The 16,690-nt window shown below is 73.6% G+C and carries 19 protein-coding genes and 3 tRNA genes; 10 read left to right on the top strand and 12 right to left on the bottom strand.

The annotated features are described in order from the left end of the window. Positions 1-84: 84 nt before the first annotated feature. From ACZ4MO_RS02625 to ACZ4MO_RS02585, 9 genes are all read right to left on the bottom strand, one after another. Positions 85-954 (bottom strand): prenyltransferase, encoded by an 870-nt coding sequence (locus ACZ4MO_RS02625; RefSeq protein ID WP_175007566.1) that lies wholly within the window; start codon positions 952-954, stop codon positions 85-87. Next, positions 951-1,307, bottom strand: a complete 357-nt coding sequence (locus tag ACZ4MO_RS02620) for a lycopene cyclase domain-containing protein (protein ID WP_175007565.1) — start codon at positions 1,305-1,307, stop codon at positions 951-953. The genes ACZ4MO_RS02625 and ACZ4MO_RS02620 overlap by 4 nt, the downstream gene beginning before the upstream one ends. Continuing rightward, positions 1,304-1,642 (bottom strand): lycopene cyclase domain-containing protein, encoded by a 339-nt coding sequence (locus ACZ4MO_RS02615; RefSeq protein WP_031317163.1) that lies wholly within the window; start codon positions 1,640-1,642, stop codon positions 1,304-1,306. Before ACZ4MO_RS02615 ends, ACZ4MO_RS02620 begins: the two co-directional genes overlap by 4 nt. Then, positions 1,639-3,309, bottom strand: coding sequence for a phytoene desaturase family protein (gene crtI, locus ACZ4MO_RS02610; RefSeq protein ID WP_175007564.1), 1,671 nt, complete (start codon positions 3,307-3,309; stop codon positions 1,639-1,641). The genes ACZ4MO_RS02615 and crtI overlap by 4 nt, the downstream gene beginning before the upstream one ends. Beyond that, positions 3,306-4,220 (bottom strand): squalene/phytoene synthase family protein, encoded by a 915-nt coding sequence (locus ACZ4MO_RS02605; protein ID WP_175007563.1) that lies wholly within the window; start codon positions 4,218-4,220, stop codon positions 3,306-3,308. Before ACZ4MO_RS02605 ends, crtI begins: the two co-directional genes overlap by 4 nt. 88 nt (positions 4,221-4,308) lie before the next feature. Next, complete coding sequence (gene galE, locus ACZ4MO_RS02600) at positions 4,309-5,316, bottom strand: UDP-glucose 4-epimerase GalE (protein WP_175007562.1); 1,008 nt, start codon at positions 5,314-5,316, stop codon at positions 4,309-4,311. 88 nt (positions 5,317-5,404) lie between these two features. Beyond that, positions 5,405-6,331 (bottom strand): cation diffusion facilitator family transporter, encoded by a 927-nt coding sequence (locus tag ACZ4MO_RS02595; protein ID WP_074805531.1) that lies wholly within the window; start codon positions 6,329-6,331, stop codon positions 5,405-5,407. A 92-nt stretch (positions 6,332-6,423) separates the two neighbouring features. Continuing rightward, the gene (locus tag ACZ4MO_RS02590; RefSeq protein WP_186810318.1) at positions 6,424-6,741 is read right to left on the bottom strand and encodes an ArsR/SmtB family transcription factor; all 318 of its coding nucleotides are present in this window, start codon (positions 6,739-6,741) and stop codon (positions 6,424-6,426) included. A gap of 40 nt (positions 6,742-6,781) precedes the next feature. Beyond that, a complete protein-coding gene (locus ACZ4MO_RS02585) occupies positions 6,782-7,135 on the bottom strand; it encodes a metallopeptidase family protein (RefSeq protein ID WP_061268312.1) in 354 nt (117 codons plus the stop codon). Between the two features lie 81 nt (positions 7,136-7,216). On the opposite strand from ACZ4MO_RS02585, the gene ACZ4MO_RS02580 reads away from it, so the two are divergent. The 5 genes from ACZ4MO_RS02580 to ACZ4MO_RS02560 all read left to right on the top strand — a co-directional run bounded on the left by ACZ4MO_RS02580 (position 7,217) and on the right by ACZ4MO_RS02560 (position 8,538). Continuing rightward, a tRNA-Glu gene (locus ACZ4MO_RS02580) sits at positions 7,217-7,289 on the top strand. A 163-nt stretch (positions 7,290-7,452) separates the two neighbouring features. Continuing rightward, a tRNA-Asp gene (locus ACZ4MO_RS02575) sits at positions 7,453-7,526 on the top strand. 50 nt (positions 7,527-7,576) lie between these two features. Next, positions 7,577-7,649, top strand: a tRNA-Phe gene (locus ACZ4MO_RS02570). A 161-nt stretch (positions 7,650-7,810) separates the two neighbouring features. Next, positions 7,811-8,233 carry a phage holin family protein gene (locus tag ACZ4MO_RS02565; RefSeq protein ID WP_175007561.1) on the top strand — a complete coding sequence of 141 codons (423 nt, stop codon included), beginning with the start codon at positions 7,811-7,813 and terminating at the stop codon, positions 8,231-8,233. Further along, complete coding sequence (locus tag ACZ4MO_RS02560) at positions 8,230-8,538, top strand: DUF3618 domain-containing protein (RefSeq protein ID WP_074805523.1); 309 nt, start codon at positions 8,230-8,232, stop codon at positions 8,536-8,538. Before ACZ4MO_RS02565 ends, ACZ4MO_RS02560 begins: the two co-directional genes overlap by 4 nt. Before the next feature lie 225 nt (positions 8,539-8,763). Here ACZ4MO_RS02560 and ACZ4MO_RS02555 read toward each other — a convergent pair whose 3' ends face one another. After that, positions 8,764-8,976: a BldC family transcriptional regulator gene (locus ACZ4MO_RS02555; RefSeq protein ID WP_074805891.1), complete on the bottom strand. Its 213-nt coding sequence runs from the start codon at positions 8,974-8,976 to the stop codon at positions 8,764-8,766. 408 nt (positions 8,977-9,384) lie between these two features. Here ACZ4MO_RS02555 and ACZ4MO_RS02550 point away from each other — a divergent pair, with 408 nt between their 5' ends. Next, complete coding sequence (locus ACZ4MO_RS02550; RefSeq protein WP_021482112.1) at positions 9,385-9,591, top strand: DUF3073 domain-containing protein; 207 nt, start codon at positions 9,385-9,387, stop codon at positions 9,589-9,591. Between the two features lie 228 nt (positions 9,592-9,819). Here ACZ4MO_RS02550 and purM read toward each other — a convergent pair whose 3' ends face one another. Next, positions 9,820-10,953 (bottom strand): phosphoribosylformylglycinamidine cyclo-ligase, encoded by a 1,134-nt coding sequence (gene purM, locus ACZ4MO_RS02545; protein WP_175007560.1) that lies wholly within the window; start codon positions 10,951-10,953, stop codon positions 9,820-9,822. A 57-nt stretch (positions 10,954-11,010) separates the two neighbouring features. Next, the gene (purF, locus tag ACZ4MO_RS02540; protein ID WP_021479808.1) at positions 11,011-12,519 is read right to left on the bottom strand and encodes an amidophosphoribosyltransferase; all 1,509 of its coding nucleotides are present in this window, start codon (positions 12,517-12,519) and stop codon (positions 11,011-11,013) included. A gap of 276 nt (positions 12,520-12,795) precedes the next feature. Here purF and ACZ4MO_RS02535 point away from each other — a divergent pair, with 276 nt between their 5' ends. Genes ACZ4MO_RS02535 through ACZ4MO_RS02520 form a run of 4 tightly spaced genes read left to right on the top strand, consistent with a single transcriptional unit; the run spans position 12,796 to position 16,689 of the window. Continuing rightward, positions 12,796-13,854: a sulfate ABC transporter substrate-binding protein gene (locus tag ACZ4MO_RS02535; protein ID WP_175007559.1), complete on the top strand. Its 1,059-nt coding sequence runs from the start codon at positions 12,796-12,798 to the stop codon at positions 13,852-13,854. A 3-nt stretch (positions 13,855-13,857) separates the two neighbouring features. Next, complete coding sequence (cysT, locus tag ACZ4MO_RS02530; RefSeq protein WP_175007558.1) at positions 13,858-14,748, top strand: sulfate ABC transporter permease subunit CysT; 891 nt, start codon at positions 13,858-13,860, stop codon at positions 14,746-14,748. Next, entirely contained in the window at positions 14,741-15,634 is an 894-nt protein-coding gene (locus tag ACZ4MO_RS02525) for a sulfate ABC transporter permease subunit (protein ID WP_175007557.1), read from the top strand. Before cysT ends, ACZ4MO_RS02525 begins: the two co-directional genes overlap by 8 nt. Continuing rightward, positions 15,631-16,689 carry a TOBE-like domain-containing protein gene (locus tag ACZ4MO_RS02520; protein WP_175007556.1) on the top strand — a complete coding sequence of 353 codons (1,059 nt, stop codon included), beginning with the start codon at positions 15,631-15,633 and terminating at the stop codon, positions 16,687-16,689. The genes ACZ4MO_RS02525 and ACZ4MO_RS02520 overlap by 4 nt, the downstream gene beginning before the upstream one ends. Position 16,690 lies beyond the last annotated feature (1 nt).

Here is a 16,690-nt window from a genome sequence, read left to right as displayed (position 1 = left end):
CGCACCACCACGACGACGGCCCCGGTCCGCGACGACCTCGCGGACCGGGGCCGTCGTCGTCCCTGTCCGCCGACGCGGGGCCCGTCAGGTGAGGGCGTCCGCGAGGAGCAGCATCGTCACGAGGAACCCGGTGACGAGGTTGAGCCACAGAAACGCGCGCCAGCCCGCGTTCGCGCGCTCGCAGTCGTCGTCGCGCACGTCGCGGAAGCGCAGCACGTTGACCGCGTACGGCAGCGGGAGCAGCGCGGCGAGGACGCCGGGCCACGGGAGCACCGCGAGCACGACGGCCGCCCCGACGTACGCCGCCGCCGCGGCGAGCACGGTCGCGTGCGCGCCGATCGCCGTCGCGACGGACGCGATGCCGCCCTCGCGGTCCGCGCGCACGTCCTGCACCGCGCCGAACGCGTGCGACGCCATGCCCCAGAGCACGAAGCCGACGAGCACGGGCCAGACGGAGCGCGCGGAGAGGTCCGCGTCGACGAGCACGAGCGCGTAGAGGAGCGGGCCCGCGAAGTGCATCGCGGAGGTGAACGAGTCGAGGAACGGGCGTTCCTTGAACCGCAGCCGGGGCGCCGAGTAGGCGACGACGCCGAACACCACGAGCGCGAGGACCGCGCCCGCGAGCGGGTCGCCGAGGAGCAGGAGCGCGACGAGGAACGGCACGTTGGTCGCGACGCACGCGCGCAGGATGCGACGGTGCGTGACGCGCGCGGTCGCCGGGTCCGCCAGCGCGCCCTCGATCCCGCCCTTGCGCGGGTTCCGCAGGTCGCTCGCGTAGTCGAAGACGTCGTTCACGCCGTACATGAGCAGGTTGTACGGCACGAGGAAGTAGAGCGTCCCGAGGACGAGCGCGAGGTCGACGCGCCCGCCGGTCGCGACGAGGTACCCGGCAGCGAACGGGTAGGCCGTGTTGATCCAGGAGAACGGCCGCGAGGCGGCGAGGACCTCTTTCATCGGCCGTCCTCCGCGGCACGCCCGCGCCCGGCTCCGCGCCCGGGCCCGCGGCCCGCGGTGCGGTCGCGACCGCGCGCGCCGAGCACGGTCCACAGCACCGGCATCCCGAGCGCGGCGGCGAGCGCGTACGCGAAGTCCTCGAGCGGCGCCCCCCAGAGGTAGACGCCGAGGATCTTGTCGGGGTGGTAGACGTACAGGTCGGCGGCGATCATCAGCGTGTCGAACACGAGGGTGAGCACGCACATGACGACGGCCGTCCACACGAGCGGCCCGGGTCGCAGCCGACGCAGCACGCGCCACGACACCACGACGAGCGCCGCGAGGACGATGACGTTGAGCACGATGTTCGTCACGCGTCGTCCTCCCCGGCGCGGCGGGCCGCGAGCACCCGCTCGGCGCCCCGCCAGACGAGCAGCGCGTTGTAGCACAGGAGCGTCAGGAACACCGCCTCCTCGACGGGGAGGTCGGGGGCGAGCAGCAGCCCGGTCATCCACGGGCTCTCCCCGCGCGCGAAGATCCCGAGCGCGAGGCCCGCGACGTCCCACGCGAGGAACCCGACGACGCCGAGACCGACCGTGAGCGCCGCACGCCGGGGGTCGGACCAGAACGCGAGCCGGAACCGGCGGTCGAGCACGGCGAGGCCGCCGAGCGAGACCGCGAGCGCACCGAGGTAGGCGAGGCCCGTCACCGGCGGACCGCCACCGGCCGGTCCGCCGGCCGGAGCCGTTCGGGCCGGCGGCTCGCGGCGAGGAAGCCCTCGCGCAGCGGCTCGGGCAGCGGACGCGCGGACGTCTCGCCGAGCAGCCGCTTGGCGACGAGCTCGGCGCTGATCAGGCACATCGGCAGTCCCACGCCCGGGATCGTGCCACCTCCGGCGTGGTAGAGCCCGTCGACACGGCGGGACGCGTTCCCCGGGCGCCACAGGGCGGACTGCCGCAGGGTGTGCTCCATGCCGAGCGCGCCGCCACGCCAGGCCGAGAGCTCGGTCGCGAAGTGCGCGGGCCCGAGCACGCGCCGCGTGACGACGCGCCCCGGGAGGTCCTCGACGCCCGCCCAGCGCCCCACCTGGGCGAGGTAGCGGTCGGCGAGCCCGTCGAGCGTGCGCCGCGACGGCTCGTCCCCGCCGAGCGTGGGGTCGGCGGGGAACGGGACGAGGAGGAACAGGTTCTCGTGGCCGGGCGGCGCCGCGGGCGCGGCCGACGTCGGCCCGTCGGTCGCGCTCGTGCGCGACACGTAGAGCGAGGCGGGCTCGGGCACGCGCAGGCCACGGGGGTCGCTGCGACGGTCCGGGCCGAGCACCGCGTCGAAGTTGGCGGGCCAGTCCTTCGTGAAGAACAGCGAGTGGTGCGCGAGCTCGGGCAGCTCGCCGCGGACGCCCGCGAGCACGAGCAGCGCCGAGATACCGGGGCCCTTGTCCTCCCACGCCGCGGCGGGGAGGTCGGCCCAGCGGGGCTCGAGGAGGGCGGTCTCCGTGTGGTGCCGGTCGGCGGCCGAGACGACGACGTCCGCCTCGACGAGCTCGCCCGACGCGAGGCGCACGCCGGTGACCCGACCGCGGCGACCGCCGCCGGGCACGACCTCGATGCCGGCGACGTCGGCGCCGGTGCGCACCTCGGCGCCCGCGTCGCGCGCGAGCCGCTCGACGGCCTCGATGAGCGTGTACATGCCCCCGCGGGGGTACTGGACGCCGTCGACGAGGTCGAGGTGGCTCATGAGCGAGTAGAGCGCGGGCGCGCGGTAGGGCGACGACCCGAGGAACACGGCGTGGTACCCGAGGAGCTGCTGGAGCCGCGGGTCCTCCACGGCGCGCGCGGCGCGGTCGGCGAGCGACTCGCGCAGGAGCGCGGCCAGGCGCGGCAGCCGGCGCACCACCGCGGGCGAGAGCGCCCGGTCGGGGCGCTCGAAGGTCGTGTAGAGGAAGTGGTCGAGCGCGAGCCCGTACGCCTCGCTCGCGTCCTCGGCGTACGCGGCGACCCGGCCTCCGGCACCCGGCTCGATCGCGTCGAGCCGCGACCGGTTCACGCCGGGGTTGCCGGACAGCTCGAACGTCGACGCCGCGCCGTCCGCGCCCGGCTCGAAGAAGACCCGGTACGCCGGGTCGAGCGGGACGAGGTCGAGGTGGTCCTCGACGCGCGCGCCGAGCAGCCCGAAGAAGTGCTCGAACACCTCGGGCATGAAGTACCAGGACGGGCCCGTGTCGAAGCGGAAGCCGTCCACCTCGAGCGTCCCGGCCCGGCCGCCCACCTCGTCGTGCCGCTCGAGCAGCGTCACCCGGGCGCCGCCGCGCGCGAGCAGGGCGGCGGTGGCGAGCCCGGCGATCCCGCCCCCGACGACGACGACGCGCGGAGCCCTCACGCGAGCACCTTCCGCGGGCGCGGGGACCGGGCGGACGCCACCTGGCCGAGGAGCTGGCCGCCGGCGGCGCGCGCCGCGAGCGCGACCTTCATCGTGTCCGGGATGCGCACGCGCGCACGCAGGATGTCCTCCGGCGGCGTCGCGGCGAGACGCGCGAGGAGCCGCTCGTAGACGGCGACGGTCGCGGCCACGGCGATGCGCGGGCGCACCGGGAGGCCGGGCAGCGCGGCGCGGGCCGCGGCGAGGTCGCCCTCCACCTCGCGGCAGAACGCCTCGACGTCCCGGCGGCGCAGGCGGCCGGGGACGACGCCGGGCAGGTACGCGCGCCCGAGCTCGTCGTGGTCGGTGCGCAGGTCGCGCAGGAAGTTGATCTTCTGGAACGCCGCGCCGAGCGCGCGGGCGCCCCGGACGAGCACCGGGTCCGGGACGCGCAGCGGCTCTCCCGGTCGGCGGCGCGCGTTGAGGAACACCTCGAGGCACATGAGGCCGACGACCTCCGCCGAGCCGTAGACGTACCGCTCGTAGCTCTCCCGGTCGTGCACGCGGACCGTGAGGTCGGTGCGCATCGAGGCGAAGAACGGGTCGACCTCGTCGTGCCCGAAGCCGCAGCGGCGCGCGGCGCGCGCGAACGAGTGGACGACGAGGTTCGTCGACCAGCCGCGGTCGAGCGCCCGCGCCGTCTCCGCCTCGAGCTCGTCGAGGAGGTCCGCCGCACCGTCGCCGCGGCGCGTGTCCACGACCTCGTCCGCGATCCGCACGAGCCCGTACACCGCGTCGATCCCGTCGCGGGTCGGCGCGTCGAGCAGGCGTGCGCCGAGCCCGAACGAGGTCGAGTACGCCGCCAGCACGACCCGGCTCGTGCGTGCGGCGGTCAGGTCGTACAGCCGTGCCGCGTCGCTCTCGTCACCCACGTCGTCGTCCCGCCTTCCGTCGCCGGGGCACCTCCCCGGTCAATCCTCAGCATGCTGAGGGATGTAGGGTCGCACGGGACGCCGGATTTCACACCTCGGAGGCGGCCTCGCGCGTCGTGTCGATGCGGCGAGGCCCGGACTGCCAGGCCTCCCACGCCGACGAGATGATCTCCGGCAGCCCGTTGGTGGCGCGCCAGCCGAAGAGCTCGTTGATCCGTCGCGGGTTCCCGACGAGCTGCGGCGGGTCGCCCGCGCGACGGGGCAGGACCTCAGGCGTGACGTCGAGCCCGCTCACGCGCCCGATCTCGTCGATCACCTCGCGCACCGAGGAGCCCTCGCCCGTGCCGACGTTGAAGACGTCGAACGGACGCTCGTCCACGTCGAGGTACTCGAGCGCGGCGAGGTGGGCCTGCGCGAGGTCGAGGACGTGGATGTAGTCCCGGATGCACGTGCCGTCCGGCGTCGGGTAGTCGTCCCCGAAGATCTTGGGCCGCTCGCCGCGCTCCAGGCGGTCGAGCACCATGGGCACGAGGTTGAGCACCGCAGGGTCGCCGAGGTCCGGCCAGCCCGCGCCGGCGACGTTGAAGTAGCGCAGCGCGACGAACCGCAGGCCCCACGCGCGGGTCGCGGCCCGGCCGAGCCACTCCCCGACGAGCTTCGTCTCGCCGTAGGGGTTGATCGGCTCGGCGTGCAGCTTCTCCTCGACCAGGGACACCGACGGCATGCCGTACGTCGCCGCCGACGAGGAGAAGACCAGGCGGTCGACACCGGCCGCCTGCATCGCGGTGACGAGGTTCGTGAAGCCACCGACGTTCTGCTGGTAGTACCAGGCCGGCTTCTCGACCGACTCCCCCACCTGCTTGCGCGCCGCGAAGTGGACCACCGCGCGCACGTCGTGCTCGGCCATCGCGCGCGTGAGGACGTCCACGGCCTCGGGCGACGCGACGTCGACCTCGACGAGCACCGCGTCGCCGACGCGGTCCGCGCGACCCGTGCTCAGGTCGTCGACGACGACCACCTTCTCGCCGCGCTCCTGCAGGAGGCGCACCACGTGCGCGCCGATGTACCCGGCTCCGCCGGTCACGAGGATCGTCATGCCACCAGCCTAGTGCGCGCGTCCCGCCCGACGGCGGCCCGTCCCCCGGGTGTCCGGTCGCGCGTCGCGAGAAGGCCCGACGGCGCCCTCAGGCGTGGCCGTGGGCCTCGCGGTCGCGCAGGGCCGCGGTCTCGAGCTGGAAGGTCGAGTGCTCGACGGAGACCGGGAAGTGGTGCGCCACGCACGTGCGCACCCGCTCGACGATCTCCAGCGCGTGCCCGTCCCGGAAGCACGCGTCGTCCACGACCACGTGCGCCGAGATGGTCGGGAGCCCGGTCGCGACCGTCGACGCGTGCAGGTCGTGGACGTCCTCGACGTGGTCGAGGGACAGGATGTGCCGGCGTACGTCGTCGAGGTCCAGCCCTTCGGGCGTGAACTCCATGAGGACGGCCGTCGCCTCGCGCAGGAGCCGGAAAGCGCGGGGCACGATGAGGACCGCGATGAGCAGGCCGGCGATCGCGTCGGCCCGCTGGTAGCCCGTCGTGGCGATCACGACAGCGGCCACGATGACGCCGACGGAACCGAGCGCGTCGTTGACCACCTCGAGGAACGCCGCGCGCAGGTTGAGGTTCGCGCGCCGCCCCGACGCGAGGACCGCGATGGCGACGAGGTTCCCCACGAGGCCGACGATCCCGAACACGAGCAGCTCGGAGGAGGGGACCTCCGGCGGCTCGAGCAGGCGCCGGACGCCCTCGACCGCGGCGTACGCGCCGACCGCCAGGAGCAGGGCCGCCTGCGCGAGCGCCGCGAGCACCTCGACGCGGCGGAAGCCCCACGTGCGGTGCTTGGTCGCCGGGCGCAGCGCGAGCGACGCCGCGACGAGCGCGACGGCCAGCCCGACCGCGTCGGTGAGCATGTGCGCCGTGTCCGTGAGGAGCGCCAGGCTCCCCGTGAGCACCGCGCCGACGGCCTGGGCCGCGAGGATCGTCGCGGTGATGCCGAACGCGACGGCGAGCCGTCTGCGGTGGTCGGGCGCGTCGAGGCCACCTGCGCCGTGGTCGTGACCCGCTCCCATCGATCCTCCATTCATCGGTATGTACCGATGTTATCGGTGATCATCGATGTTTTCTAGACGGAGTGCACCGTGAGGCGCGCCACGCGCAGGGGTCAGGGGGCGAGTGCGACGTGCTCCGCGTCGGCGAGGAGGTGCGCGACCTCGGGCCGCACGAGCCGGTACCAGGACGACCGCCCTTCCCGTCGCACCGCCACGACCCCCACGTCGCGCAGCGTGGTGAGGTGCGCCGAGACGGTCGACTGGGCCAGCCCGAGCTCGCGCGTGAGGTCGACGACGCGCCGCTCGGAGCCCGTGAGCAGGTGCACGATCGCCAGGCGGCGCGGCTCGGCGAGCGCGTGCAGGAGGCGCGCGACCGCCTCGTGGTCGTGCGCGCCGTCGTGCCGGGGGTCGCTCGCGGCGCTCGTCGTCACCCGCCGATCCTAGCGATCGGCACCCGCGGACCGCCCGGGCTCAGCCCCAGCCGAGCTCGTGCAGCCGGTCGTCGTCGATCCCGAAGTGGTGCGCGATCTCGTGGACGACGGTCACCGCGACCTCCTCGACCACGTCCTCGCGCGTCTCGCAGATCGCGAGCGTCGGGTTGCGGAAGATCGTGATGCGATCGGGCAGCGCGCCCGCCGCCCACATGTGGTCCCGCTCCGTGAGCGGCACCCCCTCGTAGAGCCCGAGCAGCTCGGGGTCGTCGTCGGGCGCGTCGTCCTCGACGAGCACCACGACGTTGTCCATCTGCGCCGCCAGGTCCTCGGGGACGAGGTCCAGCCCGTCGCGCACGGCGTCCTCGAACTCGGCCCGCGTCATCTCCACCACCCGCCCATCCTCCCCCGCGCGGGAGGCGGATCCGACGAGGAACGCCCGGCGACGCCGCTGTACACTGGCCGTCGTTCCTGAGCCCCCATCGTCTAGCGGCCTAGGACCCCGCCCTTTCACGGCGGTAGCACGGGTTCGAATCCCGTTGGGGGTACGCGAGATCGCGTCGGGACCGGTGGCCACCGGCGGATTTACGGATCGGCTCACCGGTACGGTACGATCCTCTCGGTTCGAATGCGGGCCACCACGCCACCAGGATCACTGGTGAAAATCACCGGGTTCCCTGGTGCTAAGGTGTGTCTCGCGAAGAACAGCAAGGCCCTGTAGCGCAGTTGGTTAGCGCGCCGCCCTGTCACGGCGGAGGTCGCGGGTTCAAGTCCCGTCAGGGTCGCGTGAGGCGAAGAGCCCGGTCGGCATCGGCCGGCCGGGCTCTTCCCCCATGGCTCTGTAGCTCAGTTGGTAGAGCGTTCGACTGAAAATCGAAAGGTCACCGGATCGACGCCGGTCGGAGCCACCGAGAGACCCCCGCCCGGGATTCCGGTCGGGGGTCTTCTGCGTCCCGAGCCGGAACGGCGCCCGTCTCGCCCCGGGGCACCACGCACACCCCCGGGGAAGTTGCGCGCCGACCCCGGTGCCGGTTGAGTGGTGGGGGATCACCTGCGGAAAGGCTGAGAGATGAGCGACTGGATCGACGGGCGCATCCCGCCCGAGGAGCAGAAGCCGACGGTCGGACAGCTCGTGGAGCGCCTGTCCGAGCAGGCGACCCGGCTCGTCCGCTCGGAGATCGCCCTCGCGAAGGCCGAGCTGACGACGAAGGCGAAGCACGCCGGCATCGGCATCGGCCTGCTCGTCGTCGGCGGTGTGCTCGTGCTGTACGGCCTGGGCTTCCTGCTGCACTCCGCCATGGAGGGCCTCGCGACCGCGATGCCGCTGTGGCTCGCCGCGCTGATCGTCGGCGGCGCCCTCGTCCTGGTCGCCGGTACGCTCGCGTTCGTCGGCGTCAAGCAGCTCCAGCGGGGCGTGCCCCCGACGCCGACCGGCGCGGTCGAGAGCATCAAGGAAGACGTCGCGACCATCAAGGAAGGACTGCGCCCGTGAGCGGAAACGGCGAGACCCCCGACCCTCAGCTCTCCCCGTCCCAGCTCGAGGACGAGATCGCCCGGACCCGCAAGGAGCTCGCGGGGACGATCGACGAGCTCACCACGCGCCTCGACCCGCGCGTCCAGGCCAAGGCCGCCGCGCAGCAGGCGAAGCAGGCGGCGAGCGACACCGGGGCGTTCCTCTCCGGCAACGGCCTGCCCGAGGAGGACCCGGACCGGTCCCGCAACGTCAAGCTCCTGCTGGGTGCTGCCGTGGTCGGCGTCGCGCTGGTGGCCGCGGCGATCCTCCGTCGCCGCTCGTAGCGAACCCGTCGACGAACGCCGTCGACCCCGCGCCGATGCTCCATCGGACGCGGGGTCGACGGCGTTCCGGCGTGCGGGAGGTGTCCGTCACGCGGGACGTCCGGGATGTTCGACGACGCACGCGACCGGGGCGCGGCCAGCGCGAGGCGCGAGGGCGCGCGTCGTACCGGCATCCGTGCGACGTCGTGCCGCCGCGCGAGAGCCGTGGGCGCGGCCCGCGCCGGGTCAGGACTTGTCGTTGCCCTCCGCGGGCTCGCTCGCGGCACCGAGCAGGGCTCGGACCTCCGACTCGCGGTAGCGCCGGTGGCCGCCCAGGGTGCGGATCGACGACAGCTTGCCCGCCTTCGCCCAGCGGGTGACGGTCTTGGGGTCGACGCGGAAGAGGCTGGCGACCTCGGCGGGCGTGAGCAGAACCTCGGACTCTCCGTGCATGGACATCACGACACCTCCTCCTGGTACGCGCTGGTCCGGCAGATACCCCGGATCACGACGACAGCACGACGCCAGTACCTTCCATTGTCGCAGCATGCGGATTTCGGGCGACTTGACGGACGGGTGAATTAGGCGCTCTATGGTCGGATCGGCCGGATAGGCGCTCCTGCGGCATACGAGAGCGTTGCCGCAGGTGGTCCGTAAGGGCTCTTCCGACCGCCGGACCCGGTCCGCGCGAGCCCGCGCGGTGGAGACTGTGTGACGGTAGGCACGTCCGCGGCTCGGCCGGGGTCCTGAGTGGATGGAATAGGCCCTGAGCATGTACCGTTGGACCCTGAACAGACGAAACTACACCCCGGGGCCGCACGTCTGAGTACGTTGCCGCCCCGCTTCTACGTTGAGGGGGTCGGAGCCATGGGCCGCGGCCGTCAGAAGGCAAAGCAGACCAAGGTCGCTCGCGCGCTGAAGTACTACAGCCCCGAGACGAACTACAGTGCGCTCGAGCAGGAGCTCACGGGTCACAGCCGTACGGATGTCGTGACGGACTCGCGCTTCGGCGCCGAGCCGGACGACCTCGAGCGCTACGACCAGCGCTACAACGACTGGTCCGACGACCGCTGACGGTCGTCCGCGACACCCCCTCCGCCGTCTCGCACGGACGCATCTGACCTCGACGGCGCCGTCGCCTGCCCGCAGGCGGTGGCGCCGTCGTCGTGCGTCCGTGGCGCCGACGACAGAGCACCCCACCGCGAGTCCGCGACGGACCACCGCGACGTCGCGCCCGCGGGCACGCAGCCCAGGCCGGGCCGGACGCCGCGGGACCCGCGCGCCGACCCGACCGGGCGGTGATCAGGACCGGTAGTCGCCGACGAGGCGCACCGCGCCCGCCTGGACGCCCTTGGTGCCGGCGACCAGGTCACCGTCGGCCAGGTCGCGGGACGCCCCCGGGTCGAAGGCCTCGACCGTGCCGAGCACCCATGCGGGCACGCCCAGCGCGGCGCACCGCGCCAGGGCGGCGTCGACGCCGTCCGCGCCCACGACCGCGACCATCCCGACGCCGAGGTTGAGCGTGTTCTCGAGGTCGCCACGCGGGACCCCGCCCAGCTCGCGCACGAGGCGGAAGACGGGCGGCACGTCCCAGCTCCCCCGGTCCACGACGCCGACGAGCCCGGCCGGGAGGACGCGCGCGAGGTTCGCGGCCAGGCCGCCGCCCGTGACGTGCGTGAACGCGTGGACCTGGGCCGCGTCGTCGGCGGCCAGGGCGAGGCAGTCGCTCGCGTAGACGCGCGTCGGGGTGAGCAGCTCCTCGCCGACGGTGCGGCCGAGCTCGTCCACGTGCCGCTCGAGGCCCCAGCCCGCGTGCTTCAGCACGGCGCGCACGAGCGAGTAGCCGTTCGAGTGGAGGCCCGACGACGCCATGCCGACGAGCACGTCGCCCTCGCGGACGCGATCCGGGCCGAGCAGCGCGTCCGCCTCGACGACGCCCGTGGCCGCGCCCGCGACGTCGTACTCGTCCTCGCCGAGCAGGCCCGGGTGCTCGGCCGTCTCCCCGCCGACGAGCGCCGTGCCGGCGACCTCGCAGGCGGCGGCGATGCCCCGGACGATGCCCGCGATGCGCTCGGGCACGACCTTGCCGCACGCGATGTAGTCGGTCATGAACAGCGGCTTGGCGCCCACCACCACGATGTCGTCGACGACCATGCCGACGAGGTCGAAGCCGATCGTGTCGTGCACGTCGAGCGCCTGCGCGATCGCGACCTTGGTGCCGACGCCGTCGGTCGACGTCGCGAGCAGCGGACGGCGGTACGTCGCGACCTCGGAGAAGTCGTAGAGCCCGGCGAACCCGCCGACGCCCCCGAGGACCTGCGGCCCGTGGGTGCGGCGGACGGCGTCCTTCATGAGCTCGACGGCCTTGTCACCGGCCTCGGTGTCGACCCCCGCGGCGGCGTAGGTGAGGCCCGTGCGGGGCGAGTCGGCAGTCATGGTGTCGGCTCCAAAGGTGTCTCGCGGCGCGCGCGCCGGTGGTGCGGAGGGTGCGGGTCAGGGGTGCTGGAGGGCGCCGGCGCCGCCGGCGGTCACCGAGAGGCTGCGCAGCCCGTCCTCGGGCGCCCCGAGCGGGAGCTCGGCCTGCTCGAGGAGGTGCTTGCCGAGCTGGTCGTCGGGCGGCAGCTCGATGGGGTACTTGCCCGTGAAGCACGCCGTGCAGAGCTGGGACGACGGCTGCTCGGTCGCCGAGATCATGCCCTCGGTCGAGATGTAGCCGAGGCTGTCGGCACCGAGCGACTGGCCGATCTCGTGCGGCGAGAGGCCGTTCGCGATGAGCTCGGCGCGCGACGCGAAGTCGATGCCGTAGAAGCACGGCCACTTCACGGGCGGCGAGCTGATGCGCACGTGCACCTCGGCGGCGCCGGCCTCGCGCAGCATGCGCACGAGCGCGCGCTGGGTGTTGCCGCGCACGATCGAGTCGTCGACCACGACGAGCCGCTTGCCGCGGATCACGTCGCGCAGCGGGTTGAGCTTGAGGCGGATGCCGAGCTGACGGAGCGTGTCCGACGGCTGGATGAACGTGCGACCCACGTAGGCGTTCTTCGTGAGCCCCTGGCCGAACGGGATGCCCGACTCGGCGGCGTAGCCCACGGCGGCAGGCGTGCCCGACTCGGGGACCGGGATGACGAGGTCCGCCTCGACCGGGTGCTCGCGGGCGAGCTGGCGGCCCATCTCGACGCGCGCCGCGTGCACCGAGCGGCCGTTGATGCTCGTGTCCGGGCGGGCCAGGTAGACGTACTCGAAGACGCAGCCCGCGCGCTCGATGGGCGCGAACCGCTGCGAGCGGAGCCCCTCGGCGTCGATCGCGATGAGCTCGCCGGGCTCGACCTCGCGCACGAAGGACGCGCCCACGATGTCGAGCGCGGGGGTCTCGCTCGCGACGACCCAGCCGCGCTCGAGACGGCCGAGCACGAGCGGGCGCACGCCCTGCGGGTCGCGCGCGGCGTAGAGCGTGCGCTCGTCCATGAAGACGAGCGAGAAAGCGCCGCGCAGGCGCGGGAGCACCTCGAGCGCCGTCGCCTCGAGCGTGTGGTCGGCGTCGCCCGCGAGGAGCGCGGTGACGAGCGCGGTGTCCGTGGTGTTGCCGCGCGCGAGCTCGCCGCGGCGCTGGCTGCCGTAGCGCTCGGCGACGAGGTTGACGAGCTCGGCGGAGTTGGTGAGGTTGCCGTTGTGCCCGAGGGCCACGGTCCCGGACGCGGTGGCGCCGAGCGTGGGCTGCGCGTTCTCCCACGTCACGCCGCCCGTGGTCGAGTAGCGGCAGTGCCCGACGGCGATGTGCCCCGTCAGGGCGTTGAGGGCCGTCTCGTCGAAGACCTGGGAGACGAGGCCCATGTCCTTGTAGACGAGGATCTGCTCGCCGTTGCTCGTCGCGATGCCCGCCGACTCCTGGCCGCGGTGCTGCAGCGCGTAGAGCCCGAAGTAGGCGAGCTTGGCGACCTCCTCGCCGGGCGCCCAGACACCGAAGACGCCGCAGGCGTCCTGGGGGCCTTTCTCGCCGGGCATGAGGTCGTGGTTGAGAAGTCCATCTCCGCGGGGGGCCACGTACCTCAGTGTCCCACAGCGTGCGAGCGAGGGCGGAAGCGGACGAGCAGGCGGACGGCGGCCCGCCGTCGTTCACGGTGGCGTTACGTCGTCCCATCTGCCGGTCGGGGGTTTCGCTGCGTGGGAACGCCGCGCTTGAATCTCGACTTACCGGACCGAGCGAGTCAAGTATCGCCACCGCGCCGGGCCCGCACCACCACCGTTCCCGCCTCCCGGGACCCGACGAAGGACGACACCATGCGACGCCTCCGGACGACGATCACCCTCGCGGCTGCCGCGGCAGCCACCGCCCTGGTCCTCACCGCCTGCGCGCCGACCGCCGTCGACGGGTCCGGCGGGGGCGACGCGGGCGGCGACGGGGGCTCCGACGTCGAGCCCACGACGCTCTCGCTCGTCGGCTTCGCCGTGCCCAAGGCGGGCAACGACGCGGCGCAGGAGCTCTGGGGCGAGACCGAGGACGGCCAGGGCGTGACCTGGGAGACGTCGTACGGCGCGTCCGGCGACCAGAGCCGCGCGGTCGCCGACGGGCTGGAGGCCGACTACGTGCACTTCTCGCTCGAGGGCGACGTGACGCGCCTCGTGGACGCGGGCCTCGTCGCCGAGGACTGGGACGCGGGCGAGAACCAGGGCATCGTCAGCCAGTCCGTCGTGGTCCTCGTGGTCCGCGAGAGCAACCCGAAGAACATCCGGAGCTGGGAGGACATCGTCCGGCCCGGGGTCGAGATCGTCACCCCCAACCCCGGCTCGTCGGGCTCGGCCCGCTGGAACATCCTCGCCGGGTGGGGCAGCGTCATCGCGAACGGCGGCTCCGAGGAGGACGCGACCGAGTACCTGCGGAAGTTCTTCAGCAACGCGGTGGCGCTGCCCGGCAGCGGCCGCGACGCGACGACGGCCTTCACGTCCGGCACCGGCGACGTCCTGCTCTCCTACGAGAACGAGGCGATCCTCGCGCGGCAGAACGGCGAGACGTTCGACTACGTGGTCCCCGACCAGACGCTCCTCATCGAGAACCCCGCCGCGGTGACGGTCGACGCCGACCCGAAGGCGCAGAGCTACCTCGACTTCGTCCTCACGCCCGAGGGCCAGGAGGCGTTCGCGCACGTGGGCTTCCGCCCGCTCACCGGCGACGTCGACGTCGAGGTCGAAGGCGCGAACGACCCGAGCGACCCGTTCCCGACCGTCCCCACCCTCCTCACCATCGCCGACGACTTCGGCGGCTGGTCCGCGACCAACGACAAGTTCTTCGGCGACGAGGGCCTCGTGACGAAGATCCAGGCCGAGACCGGGAAGCAGTGAACCGTGGCCTCGACCCTCGCTGAACGACCGGGCCGGGCGGCGCGCGAGCACCGTCCGGCCCCGGCCGCGCCTCCCGGCCGCACGCGCCGTCGGGCGCCCAACGGCCCCTACCGGCTCACGGCGACCTCGGGCCTCGGGCTCGGCGTCGCGCTCGTGTGGTTCTCGGCCCTCGCCCTCGTCCCGCTGGTCGCCGTGCTCGTCGAGACGTCCGTCGGCGGCTGGCCCGCCTTCGTCGCCGCCGTGACGCAGCCGCAGACCGCCGCGGCGCTGACCCTCACGGTGACGCAGGCGCTCGCCGTGACCGCCGTCAACGTGGTCATGGGCACGCTGATCGCGTGGGTCCTCGTGCGCGACCGGTTCCCCGGCAAGCGGCTCCTCGAGGTGCTCATCGACATCCCGTTCGCGCTCCCCACGATCGTCGCCGGACTCGTGCTGCTCGCGCTGTACGGGCCGTCGGGGCCGCTGGGGATCGACGTCGCGAACACCCGCGCCGCCGTCTTCCTCGCGTTCCTGTTCGTCACGCTGCCCTTCGTGGTGCGCAGCGTGCAGCCCGTGCTCGCCGAGCTGGACCGGGACGTCGAGGAGGCCGCCGCGTCGCTGGGCGCCACGCGGGCCACGACCTTCCGCCGCGTCGTCCTCCCGGCCCTCGCGCCCGCGATCACCGCGGGCGCCGCGCTGTCGTTCGCGCGCGCCATCAGCGAGTACGGCGCGCTCGTCCTGCTCTCCGGGAACCTGCCGATGCGCACCGAGGTCGGCTCCGTGCGCATCCTCAGCTACCTGGAGAACGGCCAGCCGGAGCAGGCGGCGGCCGTCGCGTCGGTGCTCCTCCTCGTCTCGCTGCTCGTCATCGCGACGATCCAGCTCCTCCAGCGCAGGGTGGCCCGCCGTGGATAGCTCTCCCTGGGTGCGCCGCACGCTGCGCGCCGCCGTCGTCATCTATCTCGTGCTGCTCGTCGGGTGGCCGGTCTCGCTCGTCGTGCGCGGCGCGTTCGCCGACGGGCTCGAGACGTTCCAGCGTGCCCTCGCCGACCCGTCCGTCGTCTTCGCGCTCCAGCTCACCGCGGCCGTCGCGGTGCAGGTCGTGCTGATCAACACCGTGTTCGGCGTCGGGATCTCGATGCTCATCGTCCGGTACGACTTCCCGGGCAAGGCCCTCCTCAACGCCTTGCTCGACCTCCCGCTGTCCGTCTCCCCGATCGTCGTCGGGCTCTCGCTCGTCCTCGTGTACGGGAAGAACGGCTGGTTCGGCGGCGCGCTCGAGGACGCCGGGCTCCAGGTGATCTTCGCGCCGCCGGGCATCGTCCTCGCCACCGCGTTCGTGTGCCTCCCGCTCGTCATCCGCGAGGTCGTGCCGGTCCTCACGGAGCTCGGCACCGACGAGGAGCTCGCCGCGACGAGCCTCGGGGCGAGCCGCCTCCAGACGTTCCGGCGCATCACCCTGCCGGCGATCCGGTGGGCCGTCGTCTACGGCGTCGTGCTCACGCTCGCGCGCGCCCTCGGCGAGTTCGGCGCGGTCAAGGTCGTCTCCGGCAACTTCGAGGGCCGCACGCAGACGTCCACGCTGCTCGTCGAGCAGCGGTACCAGGACTTCGAGCAGGGCACCGCCTACGCCGTCGCGTTCCTCCTCGCGTCGGTGTCCGTGGCGTGCATCGTCGCCGTGACGTTCCTGCGCTCCGACGACGCCGCCGGCCCCCGGCCCCGCCGCTCCCCCCGCACCGCGATCTCCCCCCGCACCCTCAGGTCCACCCGCCCCGCCGCCCCCACGGAGGCCGACGCATGAGCATCGAGATCCGCGACGTCCGCAAGACCTTCGGCGACTTTGTCGCGCTCGACGACGTCTCCGTCTCCGTGCCGACCGGCCGCCTCACGGCGCTGCTCGGCCCGAGCGGCGGCGGCAAGTCCACGCTGCTGCGCGTCGTCGCCGGGCTCGAGGTGCCGGACTCCGGCCAGGTCGAGATCGAGGGCCGCGACGCCACGAACCTGCCCGCGCGTCGTCGCAACGTGGGCTTCGTCTTCCAGCACTACGCGGCCTTCAAGCACCTGACCGTCGCGCGGAACGTCGCGTTCGGGCTCGAGATCCGCCGCACGCCGAAGGCCGAGGTCGCCGAGCGCGTCGACGAGCTCCTGCGGCTCGTGCACCTCGAGAGCTTCGCGCACCGGCTGCCCTCGCAGCTCTCCGGCGGGCAGCGCCAGCGCATGGCGCTCGCCCGCGCGCTCGCGATCCGCCCGAGCGTCCTCCTGCTCGACGAGCCGTTCGGCGCGCTCGACGCGAAGGTCCGCAAGGAGCTGCGCGACTGGCTGCGCCGCCTGCACGACGAGATCCCCGTCACCACGGTGTTCGTCACGCACGACCAGGAGGAGGCGCTCGAGGTCGCGGACGAGATCGTCGTCGTCAACGAGGGCCGCATCGAGCAGGTCGGCACGCCCGACGACCTCTACGACCGTCCCGCGAACGACTTCGTCATGGGCTTCCTCGGCCCGGTGACCCGCCTCGGTGGCGTCCTCGTGCGCCCGCACGACGTCCACGTCGAGGTGCTGCCCGACGGCGGGCCCGGGCTCGACCGGTCGGCGCACCAAGACGTAGCGGCCGGGGAGACGGCGGACGCGGCGAGCGTGACCGGCGTCGTGACGCGCACGACGCGCGTGGGCTTCGAGGTGCGCGCCGAGGTGACCGCCGGGGACGAGGTGGTGTCCGTCGTCGTGACCCGCGCGGAGGCGCGGACGCTGGGCCTGGCGCCCGGCGTGGCGGTGCGGCTCTCCCCCGCCGCGGGCGCCCCGACCGGATCGGCGCCCGAGCCGGCGGCCCGGCGCGTGGCCGAGCCGCTCGCCCGCTGAG

The sequence above is a fragment of the Sphaerisporangium cinnabarinum genome (assembly GCF_055567015.1).
This window is presented reverse-complemented; position numbering and strand designations above follow the sequence as displayed.

Bases quoted from the DNA above. Each gene is read 5' to 3' on its own strand.
- galE (WP_175007562.1), bottom strand. From the start codon at position 5,316: ATGACGATCCTCGTGACCGGCGGAGCCGGGTACATCGGCGCGCACGTG.
- ACZ4MO_RS02565 (WP_175007561.1), top strand. From the start codon at position 7,811: ATGAGCGACTGGATCGACGGGCGCATCCCGCCCGAGGAGCAGAAGCCG.
- ACZ4MO_RS02625 (WP_175007566.1), bottom strand. From the start codon at position 954: ATGAAAGAGGTCCTCGCCGCCTCGCGGCCGTTCTCCTGGATCAACACG.
- ACZ4MO_RS02520 (WP_175007556.1), top strand. From the start codon at position 15,631: ATGAGCATCGAGATCCGCGACGTCCGCAAGACCTTCGGCGACTTTGTC.
- ACZ4MO_RS02550 (WP_021482112.1), top strand. From the start codon at position 9,385: ATGGGCCGCGGCCGTCAGAAGGCAAAGCAGACCAAGGTCGCTCGCGCG.
- ACZ4MO_RS02595 (WP_074805531.1), bottom strand. From the start codon at position 6,331: ATGGGAGCGGGTCACGACCACGGCGCAGGTGGCCTCGACGCGCCCGAC.
- purF (WP_021479808.1), bottom strand. From the start codon at position 12,519: ATGCCCGGCGAGAAAGGCCCCCAGGACGCCTGCGGCGTCTTCGGTGTC.
- ACZ4MO_RS02535 (WP_175007559.1), top strand. From the start codon at position 12,796: ATGCGACGCCTCCGGACGACGATCACCCTCGCGGCTGCCGCGGCAGCC.
- purM (WP_175007560.1), bottom strand. From the start codon at position 10,953: ATGACTGCCGACTCGCCCCGCACGGGCCTCACCTACGCCGCCGCGGGG.
- ACZ4MO_RS02555 (WP_074805891.1), bottom strand. From the start codon at position 8,976: ATGTCCATGCACGGAGAGTCCGAGGTTCTGCTCACGCCCGCCGAGGTC.